Origin of the sequence: Pantoea sp. FN0305 (assembly GCF_050113845.1) — a bacterium.
Classification (GTDB): Bacteria; Pseudomonadota; Gammaproteobacteria; order Enterobacterales; family Enterobacteriaceae; genus Mixta; species Mixta alhagi.
Map to the genome: position 1 here is coordinate 282,406 of NZ_JBNJSN010000001.1, position 21,345 is coordinate 303,750.

The 21,345-nt window shown below is 53.5% G+C and carries 18 protein-coding genes, 6 tRNA genes and 1 other RNA gene; 10 read left to right on the forward strand and 15 right to left on the reverse strand.

The window, feature by feature from the left end; all coding sequences use genetic code 11:
* Window positions 1-115: 115 nt before the first annotated feature.
* Window positions 116-880, reverse strand: a complete 765-nt coding sequence (gene cysZ, locus ACQE3Y_RS01295; RefSeq protein WP_426980705.1) for a sulfate transporter CysZ — start codon at window positions 878-880, stop codon at window positions 116-118.
* Window positions 881-1,098: 218 nt separating this feature from the next.
* Here cysZ and zipA point away from each other — a divergent pair, with 218 nt between their 5' ends.
* From zipA to ACQE3Y_RS01310, 3 genes are all read left to right on the forward strand, one after another.
* Window positions 1,099-2,124, forward strand: coding sequence for a cell division protein ZipA (gene zipA, locus ACQE3Y_RS01300; RefSeq protein ID WP_426971782.1), 1,026 nt, complete (start codon window positions 1,099-1,101; stop codon window positions 2,122-2,124).
* Window positions 2,125-2,192: 68 nt separating this feature from the next.
* Complete coding sequence (gene ligA / locus ACQE3Y_RS01305) at window positions 2,193-4,220, forward strand: NAD-dependent DNA ligase LigA (protein WP_426971784.1); 2,028 nt, start codon at window positions 2,193-2,195, stop codon at window positions 4,218-4,220.
* Window positions 4,213-4,425 (forward strand): DUF3820 family protein, encoded by a 213-nt coding sequence (locus ACQE3Y_RS01310; protein WP_085070923.1) that lies wholly within the window; start codon window positions 4,213-4,215, stop codon window positions 4,423-4,425. Before ligA ends, ACQE3Y_RS01310 begins: the two co-directional genes overlap by 8 nt.
* A 35-nt stretch (window positions 4,426-4,460) precedes the next feature.
* Here ACQE3Y_RS01310 and ACQE3Y_RS01315 read toward each other — a convergent pair whose 3' ends face one another.
* Window positions 4,461-5,477, reverse strand: coding sequence for a bile acid:sodium symporter family protein (locus tag ACQE3Y_RS01315; RefSeq protein ID WP_426980706.1), 1,017 nt, complete (start codon window positions 5,475-5,477; stop codon window positions 4,461-4,463).
* Between the two features lie 93 nt (window positions 5,478-5,570).
* On the opposite strand from ACQE3Y_RS01315, the gene ACQE3Y_RS01320 reads away from it, so the two are divergent.
* Entirely contained in the window at window positions 5,571-6,491 is a 921-nt protein-coding gene (locus ACQE3Y_RS01320) for a LysR family transcriptional regulator (protein WP_426971788.1), read from the forward strand.
* On the opposite strand, the gene ACQE3Y_RS01325 is transcribed toward ACQE3Y_RS01320, so the two are convergent.
* The 6 genes from ACQE3Y_RS01325 to ACQE3Y_RS01350 all read right to left on the reverse strand — a co-directional run bounded on the left by ACQE3Y_RS01325 (window position 6,488) and on the right by ACQE3Y_RS01350 (window position 7,529).
* Complete coding sequence (locus ACQE3Y_RS01325) at window positions 6,488-6,853, reverse strand: FlxA-like family protein (protein WP_426980707.1); 366 nt, start codon at window positions 6,851-6,853, stop codon at window positions 6,488-6,490. The two genes, ACQE3Y_RS01320 and ACQE3Y_RS01325, sit on opposite strands and share 4 nt — an antisense overlap.
* A 147-nt stretch (window positions 6,854-7,000) precedes the next feature.
* Window positions 7,001-7,126, reverse strand: a non-coding RNA gene (locus ACQE3Y_RS01330) — RtT sRNA.
* A 29-nt stretch (window positions 7,127-7,155) separates the two neighbouring features.
* Window positions 7,156-7,231, reverse strand: a tRNA-Lys gene (locus ACQE3Y_RS01335).
* 2 nt (window positions 7,232-7,233) lie between these two features.
* A tRNA-Val gene (locus ACQE3Y_RS01340) sits at window positions 7,234-7,309 on the reverse strand.
* A 27-nt stretch (window positions 7,310-7,336) separates the two neighbouring features.
* A tRNA-Val gene (locus tag ACQE3Y_RS01345) sits at window positions 7,337-7,412 on the reverse strand.
* A gap of 41 nt (window positions 7,413-7,453) precedes the next feature.
* Window positions 7,454-7,529, reverse strand: a tRNA-Val gene (locus ACQE3Y_RS01350).
* 271 nt (window positions 7,530-7,800) lie between these two features.
* Between ACQE3Y_RS01350 and gltX the strand changes: the two genes are divergently transcribed.
* The gene (gltX, locus tag ACQE3Y_RS01355) at window positions 7,801-9,216 is read left to right on the forward strand and encodes a glutamate--tRNA ligase (protein WP_250650513.1); all 1,416 of its coding nucleotides are present in this window, start codon (window positions 7,801-7,803) and stop codon (window positions 9,214-9,216) included.
* Window positions 9,217-9,265: 49 nt separating this feature from the next.
* Here the strand turns inward: gltX and ACQE3Y_RS01360 are convergent, their stop codons facing one another.
* Together ACQE3Y_RS01360 and ACQE3Y_RS01365 are read right to left on the reverse strand one after the other, a co-directional pair.
* Entirely contained in the window at window positions 9,266-9,619 is a 354-nt protein-coding gene (locus tag ACQE3Y_RS01360) for a YfeC-like transcriptional regulator (protein WP_426971790.1), read from the reverse strand.
* A 125-nt stretch (window positions 9,620-9,744) separates the two neighbouring features.
* Window positions 9,745-10,533 (reverse strand): formate/nitrite transporter family protein, encoded by a 789-nt coding sequence (locus tag ACQE3Y_RS01365; protein WP_085070928.1) that lies wholly within the window; start codon window positions 10,531-10,533, stop codon window positions 9,745-9,747.
* 418 nt (window positions 10,534-10,951) lie between these two features.
* On the opposite strand from ACQE3Y_RS01365, the gene ACQE3Y_RS01370 reads away from it, so the two are divergent.
* Window positions 10,952-11,027: transfer RNA gene (locus ACQE3Y_RS01370), tRNA-Ala, on the forward strand.
* A 42-nt stretch (window positions 11,028-11,069) separates the two neighbouring features.
* Window positions 11,070-11,145, forward strand: a tRNA-Ala gene (locus ACQE3Y_RS01375).
* Window positions 11,146-11,380: 235 nt separating this feature from the next.
* Here ACQE3Y_RS01375 and ACQE3Y_RS01380 read toward each other — a convergent pair.
* On the reverse strand, window positions 11,381-12,568 hold the full coding sequence (locus ACQE3Y_RS01380; protein WP_085070929.1) for a NupC/NupG family nucleoside CNT transporter: 1,188 nt from the start codon (window positions 12,566-12,568) through the stop codon (window positions 11,381-11,383).
* Window positions 12,569-12,928: 360 nt separating this feature from the next.
* Here ACQE3Y_RS01380 and ACQE3Y_RS01385 point away from each other — a divergent pair, with 360 nt between their 5' ends.
* Entirely contained in the window at window positions 12,929-14,173 is a 1,245-nt protein-coding gene (locus ACQE3Y_RS01385; protein WP_426971791.1) for an Nramp family divalent metal transporter, read from the forward strand.
* 93 nt (window positions 14,174-14,266) lie between these two features.
* Here the strand turns inward: ACQE3Y_RS01385 and ACQE3Y_RS01390 are convergent, their stop codons facing one another.
* Entirely contained in the window at window positions 14,267-14,677 is a 411-nt protein-coding gene (locus tag ACQE3Y_RS01390; protein WP_426980708.1) for a DUF2502 domain-containing protein, read from the reverse strand.
* A gap of 146 nt (window positions 14,678-14,823) precedes the next feature.
* The gene (mgrA, locus tag ACQE3Y_RS01395) at window positions 14,824-15,813 is read right to left on the reverse strand and encodes an L-glyceraldehyde 3-phosphate reductase (RefSeq protein ID WP_426971795.1); all 990 of its coding nucleotides are present in this window, start codon (window positions 15,811-15,813) and stop codon (window positions 14,824-14,826) included.
* Between the two features lie 213 nt (window positions 15,814-16,026).
* Between mgrA and ACQE3Y_RS01400 the strand changes: the two genes are divergently transcribed.
* Together ACQE3Y_RS01400 and glk are read left to right on the forward strand one after the other, a co-directional pair.
* A complete protein-coding gene (locus tag ACQE3Y_RS01400; protein WP_426980709.1) occupies window positions 16,027-17,682 on the forward strand; it encodes an alpha-keto acid decarboxylase family protein in 1,656 nt (551 codons plus the stop codon).
* A 152-nt stretch (window positions 17,683-17,834) separates the two neighbouring features.
* Complete coding sequence (gene glk / locus ACQE3Y_RS01405) at window positions 17,835-18,800, forward strand: glucokinase (RefSeq protein ID WP_085070934.1); 966 nt, start codon at window positions 17,835-17,837, stop codon at window positions 18,798-18,800.
* 73 nt (window positions 18,801-18,873) lie between these two features.
* Here glk and ACQE3Y_RS01410 read toward each other — a convergent pair whose 3' ends face one another.
* Window positions 18,874-19,608 (reverse strand): LytR/AlgR family response regulator transcription factor, encoded by a 735-nt coding sequence (locus ACQE3Y_RS01410; protein ID WP_426980710.1) that lies wholly within the window; start codon window positions 19,606-19,608, stop codon window positions 18,874-18,876.
* Between the two features lie 13 nt (window positions 19,609-19,621).
* The gene (locus ACQE3Y_RS01415; protein ID WP_426980926.1) at window positions 19,622-21,304 is read right to left on the reverse strand and encodes a LytS/YhcK type 5TM receptor domain-containing protein; all 1,683 of its coding nucleotides are present in this window, start codon (window positions 21,302-21,304) and stop codon (window positions 19,622-19,624) included.
* Window positions 21,305-21,345: the final 41 nt, after the last annotated feature.

Below are 21,345 nucleotides of genomic sequence, written 5' to 3' on the forward strand. Positions count from 1 at the left end.
GCAAGGAAGGAAGGAAATAGTATATGTATATGTTTAGCTGAAATAAGCCCTGACGAAAATGCATAAGATGGGTTTTATGCAACGATCAGCGGTTCTTAACCTGCTTAATCTTTGCTTAACGACGCTCATGTATACCTAACTGGTTACGATAACGATCAACCCACATCGCCGTCGCACCACAGACCGCGACGGGCATAATCGCCAGGTTAAGTAGCGGGATCATGGTAAACAGGCTTACCAGCGCGCCAAACTGCATATTAGCGGTTTTGTGCTGGCGCAGCGCACCAAGCATGCTCTGAAAACTGACCTTATGATTATCAAAAGGATAGTCACAGTACTGAATAGCCAGCATCCAGGCGCTGAACAGAAACCACAATACCGGCGCAACGGTTTGGCCGAAACCAGGAATAAAGTAAAGCATCAGCAATCCCAACGCGCGCGGCAAATACCAGGCAAACTTCTGCCATTCGCGTTTCATGATGCGCGGAATATCTTTTACCAGCGCCAGCCAGCCGCTGTCGGGCAGCGGGTGTCCGGTAAGTCGGCCTTCAAGCTGTTCCGCCAGCAGACCGCAAAAGGGCGCGGCGACCCAGTTCGCAATAGTAGAAAAAAAGTAGCTAAACACCAGCACGATCGAGAGCACCGTAAGCGGCCAGAGCAGATAGCTTAACCATTGCAGCCAGTCAGGCACATGCGACATCAGCCGGGGGATCCATTCATTAAGCCGATAAAACAGCCAGGTAAAAGCGCCGCCGAGCAGAATAATATTGATCAGTAAGGGGATAACAACGAAACGGCGAATGCCCGGCAGGCGGATCAATTTCCAGCCCTGAGCGAAGTAGTGAATACCATTGTAAGACGTGGGTTGAACCGTAGCCATCGACAGTTTTTCTCCTCTGTTTGGCAGGCCAGGCTATCATAACCTGGGTTTTTTCTCTTACCAGCCGCCTTTTGGCTGAAAAAACAGCAAAAAATCGGGATGGCTCTATCTTATTTGTCAGAAAAGCCGGTGCAGACTTGCACTTGTTTAGCGGGACAAATACAGTTAGAGGATAAAGTTTGCCGTGGTGGCAAGGTATTGGAACAACAGAGAATACAATGATGCAGGATTTGCGTCTGATATTAATCGTTGTTGGTGCGATCGCCATAATAGCGCTGCTGCTTCACGGGCTGTGGACCAGCCGTAAAGAGCGCTCATCTGTGTTTCGCGATCGCCCGCACAAGCGTTTAAAGCAGGATCAAGAAGATAACCTGACCGAAGAGGACACCCAGGGTGTAGGTGACGTTCGGGTCCGACGAACGCCGACAAAATCTTCACATAATGAACCTTCTTTTGATGGGTTTACCGCAGAAGACGAAGAGCCTGCGCCACGTCCTGCTGCGCGTAAGCCGCAACCGACGCCTACGGCGGTGCCTGTTGTTCCCCAGCCGGAACGCGATCCGCTGTTTGATGCCGAGCCTTCCGCTACGGTTGACGATGACGCTTTCGAGCCGCGTCCGCAAAGCGAGCGGCAGCCTGCCGTTTCACGTACGCAACAGCCCGTGCCTGCGCGTCCGGTTGAAACGCCGTTACAGCAGCCTGCCGATCCTTTACTGGATGATGAACCGCAGTGGCAGGATGATAATGAACCGGTAATGAATGTTGAAAGCGATGCGCCTGCAGCCGCAGAGCCTGTGTCGCAATCGCGTGAAGAAGCGCGTCGCAAAGAGACGGTGCTGGTGCTGCATGTCGCTGCTCATGCTGGCGGCGAGCTGAACGGCGAAAGCCTGCTGCAGGGCATTTTGCAGGCCGGGTTCCAGTTTGGCGAAATGAACATCTTCCATCGTCATTTAAGTCCGGCCGGAAGCGGCCCGGTGCTGTTCAGTCTGGCCAATATGGTGAAGCCGGGATCGTTCAATCCTGATGCCATGTCAGACTTTTCAACGCCAGGCGTTTCTATGTTTATGATGGTGCCTTCCTATGGCGATCCGCATCAAAACTTTAAGTTAATGCTGCAGTCAGCGCAGCGCATCGCTGACGATGTTGGCGGCGTAGTGCTGGATGATGAGCGTCGGATGATGACGCCGCAAAAACTGGAAACCTATAAGGCGCGTATTCGCGACGTAGTTGAGGCGAACGCCTGATAGCCGGTTCCCGCTTTGTTCCCCTGAACCCCCGCTTGCCGGGGGTTTTCTTTCTCTGATGGTGCGTTATGGAATCCGTACAAGAAAAAATCACCGAGCTGCGAACCACGCTTCGTCATCATGAATATCTCTATCATGTTCTGGATGCGCCGGAAGTTCCCGATGCGGAATATGACCGCCTGATGCGCGAGCTGCGGGCGCTGGAAGAGCAGCATCCCGATTTAATCACGCCTGATTCACCCACCCAACGCGTGGGCGCCGCGCCGTTAACCGCTTTTGAACAGGTACGTCATGAAGTGCCGATGCTGTCGCTGGATAACGTTTTCGACGAGGCGGGCTATCTGGCGTTCAATAAGCGCGTGCAGGATCGGCTGAAGAGCAGCGATGATATTACTTTTTGCTGCGAGCTAAAGCTGGATGGCCTTGCCGTGAGTTTGCTGTATGAAAATGGCCTGCTGGTGCGTGCCGCTACGCGTGGTGATGGAACGACCGGTGAAAATATCACGGCCAATGTGCGCACCATCCGCGCCATTCCGCTGCGTCTTAAAGGCGATAATATTCCGGCACGGCTGGAAGTGCGTGGCGAAGTGTTTATGAATCAGGTGGGATTCGAGAAGCTAAACGATGAAGCGCGCCGCACCGGCGGCAAAATTTTTGCTAACCCGCGTAATGCGGCAGCGGGCTCGCTGCGCCAGCTTGATCCCCGGATTACCGCCAGGCGTCCGCTGACCTTCTTCTGCTACGGCATTGGTCTGGTAGAAGGTGGAGAGTTGCCGCACAGCCACTGGGAACGCTTGCAGCAGTTTAAAGCCTGGGGACTCCCGGTCAGCGATCGTATTCGTCTTCATCACCGCGCTGATGAAGTACTGGATTTTTATCATCAGGTAGAGCGCGATCGTCCTCAACTTGGCTTTGATATTGATGGCGTGGTTATCAAGGTGGATTCGCAGGAGCTACAGGAACGTCTGGGCTTTGTGGCGCGCGCGCCACGCTGGGCGATTGCGTTTAAATTCCCGGCGCAGGAGCAACTTACCCGCGTACGTGACGTGGAGTTTCAGGTGGGTCGTACCGGCGCGATTACGCCGGTAGCGCGTCTGGAGCCGGTACAGGTTGCAGGCGTTATGGTTAGCAACGCAACGTTGCATAATGCCGATGAGATCGCGCGTCTTGGCCTGCGAATTGGCGATCGCGTGGTTATTCGCCGTGCGGGTGATGTGATACCGCAGGTGGTTAATGTGGTGGAGTCAGAGCGCCCTGACGATACGCGAGAAATTACTTTCCCCAGTCACTGCCCGGTTTGCGGTTCGGACGTAGAGCGAGTGGAAGGCGAGGCGGTAACGCGCTGTACCGGCGGCCTGATTTGCGGCGCGCAGCGTAAAGAGGCGCTGAAGCATTTTGTCTCGCGTCGTGCGATGGATGTCGAGGGCATGGGCGATAAAATCATCGATCAGCTGGTGGAAAAAGAGTATGTGAAAACGCCCGCCGATCTGTTCCGCCTCAGCGCCGGTCTGCTGACCGGTCTGGAGCGCATGGGACCGAAATCGGCGCAAAATATTGTCGATGCGCTTAATAAGGCGAAAGCCACGACCTTGCCGCGTTTTCTTTATGCGTTAGGCATTCGTGAAGTTGGCGAAGCGACGGCGGTGAACCTGGCGAATCATTTCGGCTCGCTGGAAAAGATTATGGATGCCGATCTGGATGCGCTGATTGCCGTGCAGGATGTGGGCAAGATTGTCGCTTCCCACGTGCGGAACTTTATGGAAGAAGAGAGCAACCGTGAAGTTATCCGCCAGCTGGTTGAGGATATTGGCATCCACTGGCCAGAAATTACCCTGGTGAATGTCGAAGCGCTGGACAATCCATTTGCCGGTAAAACCCTGGTGCTAACTGGCTCGCTGAGTATTATGTCGCGCGATGAGGCGAAAGAGCGTTTAACGGCGCTGGGCGCCAAAGTCAGCGGCAGCGTATCAAAGAAAACCGATTTGGTGATCGCGGGCGAAGCGGCAGGTTCCAAGCTGGCTAAGGCACAGGAGTTGGGAATCGAGGTCATTGATGAAGCGGAAATGATCCGTCTGCTGGACAGCCAGAATGGATAAACAGCAGTTGATCGATATCGCCAATACCGTGATGCCTTTCGGTAAATATCAGGGACGCGTATTGATCGATCTGCCTGAACCTTATCTGCTGTGGTTCGCCCGCAAGGGCGAATTTCCGGCAGGGCAGTTGGGTGAGCTGATGCAGCTGACGCTGGCGATCAAGATTGAAGGACTGGAAGGGCTGGTGAAGCCGCTTAAGCGTTAAGCCTGAGACGCGCCGTCAGCGACGGCGCGTCTGGTTTACTTTTGAGATCCCATCATGTCTTTGCCCGTTGGCTCGCTGGCCTGAAGCTCGGCTTCGTTTTTCTTTTTATAGCGCTGGGCGATAAACGAACACACCATAAGCTGTACCTGATGAAACACCATCAGCGGCAACACGATAATACCCACGGCGGCGGCAGGAAACAGAATATTTGCCATAGGTACGCCGTTCGCCAGGCTCTTTTTCGAGCCGCAGAACAGAATAGTAATCTCATCCGCCCGCTTAAAGCCGAACAGCCGCGCCGCCAGCAAATTTACTATTAGCACAATCGCCAACAGCAGTACGCTTCCCGCCAGGATCCATAGCAGAGTGATTACGCCCACCCGATGCCAGATTCCGTTAACCACCGCTTCACTAAAGGCAGAATAGACCACCAGCAAAATTGAAGCCTGATCGGTTTTGCCAATCAGGCTGCGATGGCGTTCAACCCAGCCGCCAATCCAGCGACGCGACAGGTGTCCCAGCACAAAAGGCACCAGCAGCTGCAGCATGATGCGACCAATTTGCTCCAGGCCGTTGCCCGGCATCTCGCTATGAATATTCATTACCAGATTGACTAACAGCGGGGAGATAAACACGCCGAGCAGGCTGGAAGCAGAGGCGCTGCAGACGGCAGCCGCAACGTTGCCGCCCGCCATTGAAGTAAAGGCGATAGCGGACTGAACCGTGGCCGGCAAAATACAAAGATAAATGAAGCCGGTATAAATTTCGTTGCTGAGATTAACTGGATGCCACCACACCAGCAGCAGGCCCAGAATCGGAAAGAGCACAAAGGTGCTGAACATAATCCACAGATGCAGCCGCCAGTGGCTGCTGCCGGCAATGATCTTTTCCCGCGAAAGTTTGGCGCCGTGCATAAAAAACAGCAGCGCAATCGCGGCGGTAGTCAGCCATTCAAAAAAAGCAACAAAGCCGCCTTTTGCCGGTAAAAAGGTTGCCAGTAATACGACAATCAGCAATTTGACCATCATCGGGTCGAGACGCAAAACTCGCATTGTTAAATCCAGATTAAAATTCGATGGTCTATTGTGGGCTAGCCGGGTTTAGAAATAAAATTGATTTATTGCATCTATTGATGAATAAAACAGATGAATTATACGTTACGTCAACTGCGGGTGTTTGTGGCCGTCGCGCAGCATGGCAGCTTTAGCCAGGCAGGGCAGGTGATCGGTCTTAGCCAGTCGGCAGTGAGCCATAGCATTAAAGAGCTGGAAGCGGAGATGGGGATTCGTCTGCTGGACCGTACCACACGCGAAGTGCTCCTTACCAGCGCCGGACAGCTTCTGGCTAATCGCCTTGAACGTCTGCTGGAAGAGCTGAATACCACGTTGCTTGATGCGCGCAGCTTTGGGCAACAGCGCAGCGGCACGGTGCGGGTAGCAGCCAGCCAGACTATTTCTGCCCACTTGATGCCGCAGTGTCTGGCCGCCAGTCAGCTTAATTATCCTGAAATCAAGGTCATGTTACGTGACCGGCCACAGCAGTGGGTTATTCAAAGCGTGCGTGATGCTGAAGTGGATTTCGGCATTGTGGTTGGCCCGTTGACCGCAGGCGAGTTTACATCGCAGCCCATTCTTGATGAGCCTTTCCTGCTGCTGTGCCGACAGGATGATAAACTGGCGCAGGTTAAAGAGCTTCACTGGCGAATGCTGAGCGGGCGTCCCCTGGTGTTGCAGGATTATGCTTCCGGCAGCCGGGTATTGATTGATGAAGCGCTCAGGCAACAGCAAGTGCAGGCAGAGATTGTTCAGGAAATTGGTCACCCTACCACGCTTTATCCCATGGTTGAGGCGGGGATCGGGATCAGTATTCTGCCAGCGCTGGCGCTGCCCTTGCCTGCGGGACGACCATTGATGGTCCGCAGACTCCTGCCGGAGATTAATCGTACGCTGATGCTGATTCGGCGGAAAAACCGCTCTCTGACACCCGCCGCCGAAGCTATCTGGCAGGAAGTGCGTCAGCAGGCGATGCTGCTGACGCAACAGCGGCAAAGCATGCCCGCTTTTTAGATATAGACGTTAATTTGATTCTCTGCGGTAGGGCGATTCACCCCATCAGCCACTTTCGGGTCGCTCGGGTTGCCTGAGCTGTTGCTGTTCTGCTGTTTCTTTGCCGCTTCTTCAGCCTGTTGACGCTGTAGCTGAGCCAGCTGAGCTTGCAGCATTTCTATCTGACCCTGGATCTGCTCCTGCTGTTTCTGTTTTTCTTCTGCGGAAGAGTCTGAGTTAGTCACATCTTTCAGCTGCTGCTGCAACTTAGTAATCTGGTTAGTCAGACGAGAAATTTGCGATGATACATCGCTACCGCTGCTGGAACTGCTGGCGCCGCTGCTCTGGCTAACGCCTGGCGTGGAAATAGCAATAGTTGTCACGATCCTCTCCTTTTTAATAGATCAATATATCTATCGGTCAATTTTTGGAATGACTTAACCTAAAAGAGCGTAAAAAAATCGTTAAGAAAGTGAAAAGGTTGCCGATTTTGCATAGCAAAAAGGCGCCTTTAGGGCGCCTTTCTACATTGGTGGGTCGTGCAGGATAACTCGGCTTACGCCTCGCCCTTCGGGCCGTTGCCGCTGGCAACGTTTTCTCGCTTCGCTCGGCCCGAACCTGCTGCAGGTTCTCATCCTGCCGATTTTGCATAGCAAAAAGGCGCCTTTAGGGCGCCTTTCTACATTGGTGGGTCGTGCAGGATTCGAACCTGCGACCAATTGATTAAAAGTCAACTGCTCTACCAACTGAGCTAACGACCCGATGGTGGGTGATGACGGGCTCGAACCGCCGACCCCCTCCTTGTAAGGGAGGTGCTCTACCAACTGAGCTAATCACCCATTTTCGGTGCGACAAAGTATAAAAGATGGTGGGTGATGACGGGCTCGAACCGCCGACCCCCTCCTTGTAAGGGAGGTGCTCTACCAACTGAGCTAATCACCCATCTTTTATCATCTGTCTTACACTGCGGGCCATCTTAGAGATGGTGGGTGATGACGGGTTCGAACCGCCGACCCCCTCCTTGTAAGGGAGGTGCTCTACCAACTGAGCTAATCACCCCCGCTGTGTGGAGTCGCATTATAGGGAGAGTTCGCAACGAGTCAACGCTTTTTAAAACGAAAATGTTTGTTCGTCTTAAAATTAGGCAGCGTGTCGCGCTTTTAGCCGAAACCGCCTTCCGGATGCATGAAAATTCAGCAGCATGCCGCATCAACGCCGGGTTAGCCGTTGAGGAATCAGGGGCAGGTGATAGAATATGCGCACTTAAACACTGCATGAAAATCATCTTTTCTGTCATTCCGCAGAAAATCTGCGCACTAAGGCAAGCTCAATGAAAATCAAAACCCGTTTCGCGCCCAGTCCGACCGGCTATTTGCACGTTGGCGGCGCTCGTACCGCACTCTACTCCTGGCTGTTTGCTCGTAATCACGGCGGTGAATTTGTCCTGCGCATTGAAGATACCGATCTGGAGCGCTCCACGCAGCAGGCGATCGATGCCATTATGGATGGCATGAACTGGCTGAATCTGGACTGGGATGAGGGTCCGTATTATCAGACCAAACGTTTCGATCGCTACAATGCAGTGATTGACGAGATGCTGGAAGCGGGGACGGCCTATAAATGCTATTGCTCTAAAGAACGCCTGGAGCAGCTGCGCGAAACGCAAATGGCGAATGGCGAAAAGCCACGCTACGATGGCCGCTGCCGTGACAGCCATGAACATCATGCTGATAATGAACCGCATGTGGTGCGCTTCCGTAACCCACAGGAAGGTTCTGTGGTGTTTGACGATCAGATCCGTGGTCCGATTGAGTTCAGTAACCAGGAGTTGGACGATCTGATTATCCGTCGTACCGATGGGTCGCCGACCTACAACTTCTGTGTTGTGATTGATGACTGGGATATGGGCATCACCCACGTCATCCGTGGTGAAGACCATATCAATAACACGCCGCGTCAGATTAATATCCTGCAGGCGATCGGCGCGCAGGTGCCGGTTTACGCGCACGTCTCCATGATCCTCGGCGACGATGGTAAAAAACTCTCCAAGCGTCACGGCGCGGTAGGCGTAATGCAGTACCGTGACGACGGTTATCTGCCGGAAGCGCTACTCAACTATCTGGTGCGTCTGGGCTGGTCCCACGGCGATCAGGAGATCTTCTCGATTGAAGAGATGAAACAGCTGTTTTCACTGGATGCGGTAAGCAAGTCCGCCAGCGCTTTCAATACTGAGAAGCTGCAGTGGCTAAACCACCACTATATTAATAGCCTGGCACCGGAATATGTCGCTACGCATTTACAATGGCACATTGAGCAGGCGCAAATTGATACCCGTACCGGTCCTGAACTGGCGCAGCTGGTGAAATTACTGGGCGAACGTTGTAAGACACTGAAAGAAATGGCTGCCAGCTGCCGCTATTTCTATGAAGAGTTCGAGACCTTTGATGCCGATGCGGCGAAAAAGCATCTGCGTCCGGTTGCGCGTCAGCCGCTGGAAGTGGTGCGTGATAAACTGGCAGCAATCAGCGACTGGACGGCAGAAAACGTTCACCATGCTATTCAGTCCACGGCGGACGAGCTGGAAGTAGGCATGGGGAAAGTGGGCATGCCGCTGCGCGTAGCGGTAACCGGAGCAGGGCAGTCACCGGCGCTGGACGTGACGGTGCAGGCGATTGGCCGCTCGCGTGCGGTAGCGCGTATTGAAAAAGCGCTGGCCTTTATCAGCGAACGTGAAGCGCAGGGCTAAATCCTCCTTGCGGCAGATAAAAAAACCGGAAGCATGCTTCCGGTTTTTTTTACTTGCTTTCAATCCCCAGCCGTTGAAGAAGCCCTGTGACGCCTTCACGCAGCAACAATTTCTGCAGGTTTTCCTGTTCCTGCGGAGTCATCTGCTGAACAAAAGAAGTCAGCAGCGCGGGCAGCGTATTGGATCTTACCAGGTAAGTCCCGGCCGGCTCCGCAGCGTGGCGGGTATCATCCAAAAAGGCCGTTACCCTTTCGTCAATTTTAACCACGCGCGCTTTACCACCTTGTACGCCGGGCTTGGGTTTCGTTATCCAGTGCTCGCGCTTAATCCATTTATTGATTGTCTGACGCGTATAGCCTGTCCGTTGGGCAAGCTCTTCCGGCGTTAACCATTCCTCTTTCACGTTTCATTCCCTGTAAACTTAAGCAACAGGCGAATATATTACATGAAAACGTCATGCGATTAACTAACGAGGATCACTAACAGGGAAGGTTATATCCTCTGCCCGCAGGCAGAGGACAAACAAGATTAGCGCGGGGTAGTGGCGCTTTCTACAGCTGGACGGAAGGCGAGGAAATAGGCGAGGCCGACAAAAATCGCACCGCCAACGCCATTGCCAAGAAAGACCGCAATAAAGTTCGGCAGGTATTCAGCCCAGCTAAGATGACCCGCGAAGATTGCCGCAGGAATAATAAACATGTTGGCAACCACGTGCTGAAAGCCGATAGCAACAAAAGCCATTACCGGGAACCAGGCACCAAAGATTTTACCCACCATATCTTTACTGGCGAAGGCCAGCCAGACGGCAAGACAAACCAACCAGTTACAACCGATGCCAGAGATAAAGGCGTGCATGAAATCGGCATTGACTTTTGCCGTGGCGATCGCAACGGTTTTATTCAGGTAATCGCCTTCTGTCATGCCAAGCAGATGACCAAAGAACCAGGCAACGGCCACGCTGCCGATGAAGTTAGCGATGGTGATCCAGAACCAGTTACGCAGCACGCTGAGGCCGCTTACCTGACGGGCAAACCAGGCAATAGGCATCGTCATCATGTTGCCGGTCAGCAGTTCGCCGCCCGCAAGAATAGTGAGGATCAGGCCAACCGGAAAGACCGCAGCGCCAAGGAAGCCGCCGAAGGAGCCCCAGTCTGCTGGCAGTTTATTAATCACATGGAGATCAAGCAGAAAGCCGGTGGCAATAAATGCACCAGCCATAAAGCCTAGGATCAACAGCGACGGAATAGAAAGACGACTTTTTGCCACGCCAGACTGAATAGCAATGGCAGCGATTTCTTTAGGTGAATGCAAGGACATAGTAGCTCTGGTGTTAGTCAAAGAATAATGATGGTTTTCGCTTCTCGTCGGCGGCAGAAGGCAGCCAGAGCGGACTCGATAAACCAATAAATTAATTAGCGCGCGAAGTTTTGCATAGCAAATTAACAATAACAAGTACCTTTTCATAAAGACATTAACGCAAAATTAACAACAAAACGGGCGTGATCAGGACCAGCCAGTAATAAATCTTTCCCCAACGCCAACCTGCGCGATAGCTCACAGCCAGAAGCGTGTTTTAAGGGAGATTATCTGGTAGCTGACACACCTGATGCTGACGAGGTTTAATTTCGTTTGACGTCTTTTTCAGCGATCAAACACAGATTTTGAATTTGCCGTTGACACCCTGGAGGCGGTTTCATATCATGCGCTCCGTCAACACGACACGATTATCCGGTATGGGGCTATAGCTCAGCTGGGAGAGCGCTTGCATGGCATGCAAGAGGTCAGCGGTTCGATCCCGCTTAGCTCCACCAAATCTTATCCCAACAGGTTTGGTAACGGTAATCATTTGATGTGGGGGTATAGCTCAGCTGGGAGAGCGCTTGCATGGCATGCAAGAGGTCAGCGGTTCGATCCCGCTTATCTCCACCATTTTCCTTTCGGTTTTATCTTCTTATTATTTCCCGTTAGTTACTGTCTGCTTATCTGCTTATCTGCTTATCTGCTTATCTGCTTATCTGCTTATCTGCTTATCTGCTTATCTGCTTATCTGCTTATCTGCTTATCTGCTTATCTGCTTATCTGCCCAGAAGTACATTATTAAGCCTGTTATCCACGGGTATAAAAAAACCGGGCCAGGCCCGGTTTTTTAACGTAACGGCGGCGATCAGGAGAGCACCAGACCCGCAATAGACGCTGACAGCACGCTGACCAGCGTAGAGCCATACAGCAGCTTTAGGCCGAAGCGGGAAACCACGTTGCCCTGTTCTTCATGCAAACCCTTGATCGCACCGGCAACGATGCCGATAGATGAGAAGTTAGCAAAAGAGACCAGGAACACGGAAAGGATGCCTTCACCGCGCGGAGAGAGCTGTCCGGCGATTTTTTGCAGATCCATCATGGCCACGAACTCATTGGAAACCAGCTTGGTCGCCATGATGCTGCCAACCTGCAGCGCTTCGCTGGAAGGTACGCCCATCACCCAGGCGAAGGGGAAGAACACATAGCCCAGCACGCCCTGGAAACTGATGCCGAAAATCGCATCAAACAGTGCGTTAATCCCGGCAATAATGGCAATAAAGCCAATCAGCATCGCCGCAACGATAATCGCCACGCGGAAACCAGCAAGGATATATTCGCCCAGCATTTCAAAGAAGCTCTGGCCTTTATGCAGATCGCTTAGCTGTAAATCTTCTTCGCTATCAACGCGATAGGGGTTGATCAATGACAGCACAATAAAGGTACTGAACATATTCAGCACCAGCGCGGCCACCACATACTGCGGCTGCAGCATGGTCATATACGCCCCCACGATAGACATGGAGACGGTAGACATCGCGGTTGCGGCCATGGTGTACATCCGGCGCTGCGACATCTGCCCAAGGATATCCTTATAGGCGATAAAGTTTTCTGACTGTCCCAAAATCAGTGAGCTCACCGCGTTAAAGGATTCCAGCTTGCCCATGCCGTTGACTTTCGACAGTACCGTGCCGATAGCGCGAATAACGATGGGCAGAATGCGGAAGTGCTGCAGGATACCAATCAGGGCGGAGATAAAGACGATAGGGCAGAGAACATTAAGGAAGAAGAACGCCAGACCTTTATCATTCATCCCACCGAATACGAAGTTGGTCCCTTCAGCAGCGTATTTCAGCAGATAATCAAACAGGCCGGCAAAGCCTTTCACGAATCCCAGGCCAGCTTCTGAATTGAGGAAGAACCAGGCAAGCAGAACCTCAATTACCAGTAGCTGTATGATAAAACGGACGCGGATATTTTTACGATCGCGGCTAACCAGCAAGGCCAGTAACGCAACCACCACCAGCGCCAGAACAAAATGCAAAATGCGGGACATGTATGCTCCAAATTTGAGGCAGATTATATTTCGCTGCGTATTCTATGTAACACCGGGCGTAAAAACGAGATCAACTCCACAATATAACAATTGCCTATAGCAACTTGCGTCAGAAAAGGCATCCCGATCACAACTGTAACACCGATTAAAAAAACCACATCTGCATTGTTAACATTTTTGGGATGACCTACAGTTAGTGGGTTGATGCTTGTTAAACAGTCGGCTATTGTGAATACAGATATAGCATTTGCTATACTTTATAGCGCGAGCTATCACAGCGATAACGACAACCTTGTTTTACCTTGCCTTACGTCCCTTTACGCTGTAAGGGTGACATAACTTTTAGACAGGATAATGACTATGTTAGAAAGCCGCACCGCGGAACGAGCAGCACGCGGAGCCCGTAAGATAAAGCTGGCTTTGCTGGGGCCGGCCTTTATTGCGGCCATTGGTTATATCGATCCTGGTAACTTTGCCACTAATATTCAGGCGGGCGCTTCTTACGGCTATAAGCTGCTGTGGGTAGTGGTCTGGGCCAATATTATGGCGACCATTATTCAGCTGATGTCCGCCAAGCTGGGCATCGCCACCGGCAAAAATCTTGCTGAGCATATCCGCGATCGCTTTCCGCGTCCGGCGGTATGGTTTTATTGGGTGCAGGCGGAAATTATCGCTATGGCCACCGATCTGGCTGAGTTTATCGGCGCTGCGCTCGGCTTTAAGATGCTGCTGGGGATCTCGCTGTTGCAGGGAGCAGTGCTTACCGGCGTCGCGACCTTTTTGATTTTAATGCTGCAAAGCCGTGGTCAAAAGCCGCTGGAGCTGGTTATTGGTGGGCTGCTGCTGTTTGTTGCTGCGGCTTATATTGTTGAGCTGTTCTTCTCCCAGCCGCAAATGAGCGAGCTGGCGCGCGGAATGGCCGTGCCTTCGCTGCCCACGGCTGATGCGGTATTTCTTGCGGCGGGCGTGCTGGGCGCAACCATTATGCCGCACGTGATTTATCTGCACTCTTCACTGACGCAAAACGGCGGACGCGGCAGCTCGCGCAGCGAACGTTACTCTTCCACCAAGCTGGATGTGGCGATCGCCATGACCATTGCTGGCTTTGTGAATCTGGCAATGATGGCCACGGCGGCGGCGGCTTTCCATTTTAATGGGCATGCCGGCGTAGCGGATCTCGATCAGGCCTATCTGACGCTGAAGCCGTTGTTAAGCGATGCTGCTGCATTCGTCTTCGGCCTAAGCCTGGTGGCGGCGGGGCTCTCCTCCACGGTTGTCGGCACGCTGGCGGGGCAGGTGGTGATGCAGGGCTTTATTCACTTTTATATCCCGCTGTGGCTGCGCCGGACGATAACTATGCTGCCCTCTTTTGTGGTCATCATGGCGGGCTGGGATCCTACACGTATTCTGGTAATGAGTCAGGTGCTGTTAAGCTTTGGTATCGCGCTGGCGCTGGTACCGCTGCTGGTGTTTACCGGCAAGAAAGAGCTGATGGGAGATATGACTAATTCACGTATCATGCAAACCGTGGGCTGGGTGATTGTCGCGCTGGTGGTTACGCTGAATATTTACCTACTGGTCGGAGAAGCGTTGGGTCTTGGTTGAAACTAAGCGCCGTTAATATGGCGCCTGGTATTTTCTGGATCGGACATCGACTTTACCGCACAGCCACGGCCAGCGGCTTAAGCGCACGGGCGCTTAATCGCGATGATGTTTTTCCCACTGGCGATACTCGTGCTCACGATGTTTTTCCCACCGTCGGTGATCGCGTTCACGGTGTTTTTCCCATTTACGGTGTTCGCGTTCACGAGCGCGCTCATGATGTCGCCATTCCCGTTCCCGCTGCCATTGCTGGCGCTCCCATTCGCGATGACGTCGCCATTGCTCATGACGCCACCAGCGGCCCTGCTGCCACTCATAACGGTCATGCCACCAGCGACCGTCGCGCCAGTGTCCGCCATCCCAGTATTGACCCTGGCGATCGCGATCGCCCAATTGCAACGTCACGCCCGGAGCCAGAGTAATTGTGGCGCCATCTGCCTGTGCTGTGTGTGTAGCTAAAGGGGACAAGGTTGCCAACAAAGCGGCAAAAATAATGGCACGTTTCATGTTTCTCCTTATCAGTGCGCAAGCAGCAGCACTGTGGTGCCAGCATATAAAGAAAGCTCAGGCATAACATCGGCGCATTTCTGAAAAAGTTAAGGATAATCTGAATTGAGATTTTTCTGGCTGCGCCGGGGCAGCCAGAGGAGGGTCTAACGCAGCACGCGCTCGATATCCTGCAGGTCCTCTGCGCTCAGAGGGCTTTGCTGTAGCATCTGTACCGCATCGTCGATTTGGCTGGTTTTGCTGGCGCCAATCAATACGCTGGTCATGGCTGGCTGACGCAGTACCCAGGCCAGCGCCATTTGCGCCAGTTTCTGTCCACGGCGCTGCGCAATAGCGTTGAGCTGCTGCACCTTTTCCATTTTATCTGTGGTCAGCTGTTCAGCATTCAAAAAGCGGCTGCCGCTGGCGGCACGGGAATCTTCCGGTACGCCTTGCAGATAACGATCGGTCAGCACGCCGCCCGCCAGCGGTGAAAAGGCGATACAGCCTACGCCCTCGCGCTGTAGCGTATCCAGCAGACCTTCTTCCGGCTTACGCTCAAACATCGAATACTTTGGCTGATGAATCAGGCACGGCGTCCCCAGCTCGCGCAAAATTTTAATCGCTTCTGCCGCCCGCTCGGCGGGATAGTTAGAGATCGCGGCATACAGCGCTTTGCCCTGACGCACCACTTGATCCAGCGCCATCATAGTCTCTTCCAGCGGCGTTTCCGGATCGGGACGGTGGTGATAAAAAATATCGACATACTCCAGTCCCATACGCTTCAGGCTTTGATCAAGGCTGGCGATCAGATATTTACGCGAACCCCAGTCGCCGTATGGCCCATCCCACATGGTGTAGCCTGCTTTGGTCGAGATAATCAGCTCATCGCGCCAGGCGTGAAAATCTTCCCGCAGGATGCGGCCAAAATTTTCCTCGGCGGAACCCGGCGGCGGACCGTAATTATTGGCGAGGTCAAAATGTGTAATGCCGGCGTCAAAAGCGTGACGCAGCAGAGCACGGCTATTGTCCACGCGCGTGCTGTCGCCAAAGTTATGCCACAGGCCGAGGGAAATAGCGGGCAGCTTAAGACCGCTGCGGCCAGAACGGCGATATTCCATCTGCTGATAGCGCTCAGCGGCGGGTTGATAGTACATGGCGATTCCCTGAAGAAAGCAGAGGTTAAACAGGAAGCTTAGTAGTGTATACGTTTACACAAAGCGAAAGCCGCGGGGCGGATCGCAATTACAGAAAAATTTGCAGGCGTAACGCCCGCTTGCCACGCCGCGCCTGAAGATAACAATATCGTATGTCGACGTGGCAGCAGAATAATCGATACTGAAATGACCTGATTACGCAAGGAGTCTGCTATGTCTGGCTTAACGGTAAGTGATTATCTGCTACAGCGTCTGAATGAAATCGGTATCGATCACCTGTTTGGCGTGCCGGGAGATTTTAACCTGGCGTTTCTCGATCGGGTTATCGCCCATCCACGGCTGGCATGGGTGGGCTGCGCCAATGAGCTGAACGCGGCTTACGCCGCAGACGGCTATGCCCGCAGTCGTCGCGCAGGTGCATTGCTGACAACCTTTGGCGTCGGTGAACTTAGCGCCATTAACGGCATTGCGGGCAGCTACGCGGAATATGTGCCGGTGATCCATATTGTTGGTGCGCCTTCTTTATCGGCGCAGCAGCGCGGCGATCTTATTCATCATTCACTGGGCGACGGCGATTTCAGCCATTTTTTGCGTATGCAGCGCGAGGTAACGGTAGCACAGGCGACGCTTACCGCCGAGAACGCCTGCGCGGAGATCGATCGGGTTATGCGCGAAGCGCTGACGCAACGACGACCAGGCTATTTACTGTTGCCGGTCGATGTCGCAGGCGCGCCGGCTTGCGCGCCCGGGCAGCCGTTAACTCTTCAGACGCAGCCCGATGACCAGGCGCTGCAGGCTTTTCGCTGTGCGGCGGAAACGCTGCTTTCAGGCGCGCGCAGCGTATCGCTGCTGGCAGATTTTTTGGCCGACCGTTTTGGCGTACAGCAGCAGCTGGCGTACTGGCTGGAGGCGGTTCCGCTGCCGCACGCCACGCTGCTGATGGGAAAAGGGGTACTGGATGAGCAGCGTGCAGGCTTTGCCGGAACCTACGCCGGGGAGGGGTGCGCTGACGGGACGCGGCGGGTGATTGAGCAGGCGGATGTTATTATTACTGTCGGCGTACGCTTCACGGATACCATTACGGTTGGCTTTACCCAGCAAATCGGGACGGCAAAAAACATCGACGTACAGCCTTTTAGCGTCACGGTCGCCGGGCAGAGATTCGATTCGCTGCCGATGTCTACGGTCATTGAAGAACTCCGGCTGCTCTGCCAGCGTTACGCCGCACGCTGGACGCTGGATCATTGTCAGCCCGCGCCGCTGGCAGCAAGTGACCAGCCGGGTCTGACGCAAAATGCGTTCTGGCAGGCGATACAGGCATTTCTGCAGCCGGGAGATCTACTGGTGGCGGAGCAGGGCACCGCGGCGTTTGGCGCAGCGGCGTTGCGTCTGCCTACGGGTGCGAAGCTGGTGGTGCAGCCGCTCTGGGGATCTATCGGCTATACTTTGCCAGCGGCCTTTGGCGCCCAGACCGCAGAGCCTGAGCGGCGAGTCATCCTGCTTATTGGCGATGGGTCGGCGCAGTTAACGGTACAGGAGCTGAGCTCGATGATGCGCGATAACCTGAAGCCGCTGATTTTTGTATTAAATAATGGCGGCTATACCGTTGAGCGTGCCATTAACGGCGCCAGTCAGCGCTATAACGATATTGCCGACTGGAACTGGACGCAAATACCGCAGGCGTTGAGCACCGCGTGTCCGGCGCAAAGCTGGCGCGTACTGGAGACGGTACAGCTTACCGAAGTCCTGAAGCTGATTGCCGACGCGCGCCGACTTTCCCTGGTTGAAGTGGTGCTGCCACGTCTGGATATGCCGCCTTTACTGCAGCAGGTCTCCGCCTCGCTGCATCAGCGTAATTCAGCACAGTGATTTCAGAAAGATGGTGCTGTTCAGCACGGACTTTCACGGTTATGGTAACGGGCAATTTGGCAAAGCGCTTTCGTTTTGATGAGCGTTGTTGTTTTACCGGGGGAAATTTATAGTGTCCCGTAGTGAATTGACATAAGCGGAGCAGCAGAATAATGACTAAATACGCTTTGGTGGGTGACGTTGGCGGTACCAACGCGCGCCTGGCGCTGTGTGAAGTAGAAACCGGCCTGATTTCTCAGGTAACGACATATTCCACTTCAGAGCATCATGGTCTGGAAGAGGTGATTCGTCTGTTTCTGGAAGAGCAGCAGCAGGATGTAAAAGATGGTTGTATCGCCATCGCCTGCCCGATTACCGAAGACTGGGTAGAAATGACCAATCACGACTGGGCGTTCTCTACCAAAGCGCTGAAAGCCAACCTGGCATTTGATCATCTGGAAATCATTAACGATTTTACCGCAGTCTCTATGGCGATCCCGATGCTGACTGAAGAGGATGTTATTCAGTTTGGCGGCGGCGCAGCGGTAAAAGATAAGCCTATCGCCGTGTATGGCGCGGGCACCGGGCTGGGCGTGGCGCATCTGGTGCATGTCGATCGCCGCTGGGTTAGCCTGCCAGGCGAGGGCGGACACGTTGATTTCGCTCCAAACAGCGTGGAAGAAGATCTGATCCTGCGCGTGCTGCGTGAAGAGCTGGGCCACGTTTCAGCTGAGCGCGTATTGTCTGGTGCCGGTCTGGTTAACCTCTATCGCGCCATTGTTAAATCTGATAAGCGCGAGCCGGAAAACCTGAAGCCAAAAGATGTTTCCGAGCGAGCGCTGGCCGATAGCTGTATCGACTGTCGACGCGCACTGTCGCTGTTCTGCGTCATTATGGGACGCTTCGGCGGTAATCTGGCGCTTACCCTGGGGACTTTCGGCGGCGTGTATATTGCTGGCGGTATCGTGCCGCGCTTCCTTGAGTTCTTTAAAGCCTCCGGCTTCCGCGCCGCGTTTGAAGACAAGGGCCGCTTCCGTGATTACGTGCATGATATTCCGGTCTATATGATCAAGCACGATCAGCCAGGACTGCTGGGCGCAGGCGCGCATCTGCGCCAGACGCTGGGACGCGTACTCTAATTTCACAACATTCATGGTTAGCCTGCATGTGCGCAGGCTAATCATCCGCGCGCTGATCCTACCCCGAACATGCTTACAAACGCATTAGCTGGCGAAAGGCTTTTACTTTGCTGCGGCTCACCGGCACCTGAAAATCCAGATCGCGCAGTCGCAAAAGATAGGTGTTATTAAACCAGGGTTCGATTTCACGGATCTTGTTCAGATTTACGCAGTAGGAGCGATGGCAGCGGAAAAACTGGCTTTCCGGCAGTCGGTTACAAAACTCGCTAATCGCCACCGACATCACATACTCCTCGCGACGCGTATAGACGAAAGTCAGCTTTTCATGCGCTTCCAGATAGTAGATTTCATTGATATCCGTAACGATAATCCGTTCATCCCTGATCAGATTGACGGTTTGCGCCACCGGGCGCAGCGATGAGGTTTCCGGTGCGGCGGGCTGCTGCTGTTGCCAGTGCGCTTCCAGCTTTTGCAGCATGCTGACAATGCGCGATTCGTGGTAGGGTTTAAGAATGTAGTCAAACGCGTCCAGCTCAAACGCCTGTACCGCATGCTCTTTCCAGGCGGTAATAAAAACAATTTGCGGTTTATGGGCAAACTTGCTGATGTTCTGCGCCAGCAGAACGCCATCCAGCGAGGGGATATTGATATCCAGAAAGATCACGTCCACTTCGTTGTGCTGCAGAAATTTCAGCACGTCGAGGCCGTCATCAAAGCAGGCTGCAATATCGATATGGCTGTGCTGCTTAATCATCCAGCTCAGCTCCTGCTGCGCCAAAAACTCATCTTCCACAATGATGGCTTTCACTTACTACTCTCCTTCAGGCCGTCAGCGACAGCGTTTTTTCCGGCAGTTTTTCACCGTTCTTGCTGATGAAAAACACGATTTCCGTGCCCGGATGCAGCTGTGTAATCTGTAGCCCGCCGCCGTACAGCAGCTTAACGCGATGATGTACGTTCAGCAGGCCAATCTTATTGCCCGGCATTTCATTACGCTGCACGCGCGCGATAACCTCATCGCTGATGCCGTTTCCGGTATCGCGTACCGCAATCCGCACCCGATCGCCAACATCTTCTACCGACAGCGTCACCACGCCCTTACCACGGCAGGGCTGAATGCCATGTACGATAGCGTTTTCCACCAGCGGCTGGATCAGCAGGCTGGGAAGGGTACAGTTTATCTCTTCGTCGATGTGATAAATCATCGTCAGCTTATCGCCAAAGCGCGCCTGTTCAATGGCGATATAATCCTTCACCTGATACAGCTCTTTTTTAATATCGATGGGCTCGTCATCATTCAGCTCAAGGTTGTAACGCAAATAGCGCGACAGATTAATAATCAGCTGGCGCGCAGTATCGGGATTAAGCCGGATAGAAGAGGAGATCGCGTTCAGCGCGTTAAACAGGAAATGCGGATTAATTTTGCTTTGCAGCGCGCGCAGTTCCGCCTTGTTCGCCATTTCACGCAACTGCTCGGTGCGCGACACCTCCAGTTGAGTAGAGATAATTTGCGACAGGCCGACCGCCATCTCCTTAAGTGACCAGGTAATGCGATGCGCATGACGATAATAGATTTTCAGCGTGCCGGTGACTTCACCTTTCTCCCACAGCGGGATCACAATCATTGAGTGAATATCGCGCGTGCGATAGGCCTCATCGTTGTTTTTAATAATGATTTTACCGTAGTTAATCGCCTGGCGCGTGGTGGGGCTCAGGCCATCATCGCCCTGACGATAGTGCTGTTCGCCGTAGCCGACATAGGCCAGGATTTGATGCTTATTGGTCATCGCGACGGCATCGGCGTTGATATCGTTGCGGATGATCTCACAGACCTGACGCAGCGAGTCGCTGTTTACCTGGCGGAACAGCGGCAGAGTTTTATTGGCAATATCCAGCGCCAGCTTGGCGTGACGTGCGGCAACCGCCTCTTTCTCTCCCTCAACGCTTTGTACCAGCAGCACAATCAGGCCGATACTGACCGCGCCCAGAATCATCGGAATTGAAATCTCAGAGACGATCTCCAGGCCCAGCGCTGACGGCTTCGCCCAGAGAATAATCAGCAGCATGGTCAGCGATTCGCACAGCATGCCGCCAAGAATACCGAGCCGCCAGCGCTGCGCTTTCGGCACTTTCAGGTTAATCCAGCCGGAGACCATGCCAGCAATAATGCTGGTAATCAAACAGGGCACCGAAGAGACGCCGTGAATATCGATTAAAAAACGATGCAGCCCGGCGATAATCCCGGTGGCGATGCCCACCCATGGGCCAAATAGTATGCCGCCGGACATCACGGCGATAGTACGCACGTTCAGCAGGGAACCTTCAACATTCACCGCCGACCAGGTACTGAACAGGGCAAACAGCGAGAAGATCGCGGTGACCGCCAGCAGCTCCTGGCGAGAGTGCTCATCTTTCTGCAAAAGCTGGCGGAAATGGCGCGTGCGCGTCAAAAAGAACAGGCAAATCAGCATTAAAGCGGCGCGGTCGAACACCGCAAGCAGCATATCGAATATAGATTGCACAGGCATCTCGTGGCGTAATGAAG

Bases quoted from the DNA above. Each gene is read 5' to 3' on its own strand.
- ACQE3Y_RS01400 (WP_426980709.1), top strand. From the start codon at position 16,027: ATGTCTGGCTTAACGGTAAGTGATTATCTGCTACAGCGTCTGAATGAA.
- ACQE3Y_RS01385 (WP_426971791.1), top strand. From the start codon at position 12,929: ATGTTAGAAAGCCGCACCGCGGAACGAGCAGCACGCGGAGCCCGTAAG.
- ACQE3Y_RS01390 (WP_426980708.1), bottom strand. From the start codon at position 14,677: ATGAAACGTGCCATTATTTTTGCCGCTTTGTTGGCAACCTTGTCCCCT.
- ACQE3Y_RS01415 (WP_426980926.1), bottom strand. From the start codon at position 21,304: ATGCTGCTTGCGGTGTTCGACCGCGCCGCTTTAATGCTGATTTGCCTG.
- cysZ (WP_426980705.1), bottom strand. From the start codon at position 880: ATGGCTACGGTTCAACCCACGTCTTACAATGGTATTCACTACTTCGCT.
- ACQE3Y_RS01315 (WP_426980706.1), bottom strand. From the start codon at position 5,477: ATGCGAGTTTTGCGTCTCGACCCGATGATGGTCAAATTGCTGATTGTC.
- gltX (WP_250650513.1), top strand. From the start codon at position 7,801: ATGAAAATCAAAACCCGTTTCGCGCCCAGTCCGACCGGCTATTTGCAC.
- glk (WP_085070934.1), top strand. From the start codon at position 17,835: ATGACTAAATACGCTTTGGTGGGTGACGTTGGCGGTACCAACGCGCGC.
- ACQE3Y_RS01310 (WP_085070923.1), top strand. From the start codon at position 4,213: ATGGATAAACAGCAGTTGATCGATATCGCCAATACCGTGATGCCTTTC.
- ACQE3Y_RS01365 (WP_085070928.1), bottom strand. From the start codon at position 10,533: ATGTCCTTGCATTCACCTAAAGAAATCGCTGCCATTGCTATTCAGTCT.
- ACQE3Y_RS01380 (WP_085070929.1), bottom strand. From the start codon at position 12,568: ATGTCCCGCATTTTGCATTTTGTTCTGGCGCTGGTGGTGGTTGCGTTA.
- zipA (WP_426971782.1), top strand. From the start codon at position 1,099: ATGATGCAGGATTTGCGTCTGATATTAATCGTTGTTGGTGCGATCGCC.
- mgrA (WP_426971795.1), bottom strand. From the start codon at position 15,813: ATGTACTATCAACCCGCCGCTGAGCGCTATCAGCAGATGGAATATCGC.
- ligA (WP_426971784.1), top strand. From the start codon at position 2,193: ATGGAATCCGTACAAGAAAAAATCACCGAGCTGCGAACCACGCTTCGT.
- ACQE3Y_RS01320 (WP_426971788.1), top strand. From the start codon at position 5,571: ATGAATTATACGTTACGTCAACTGCGGGTGTTTGTGGCCGTCGCGCAG.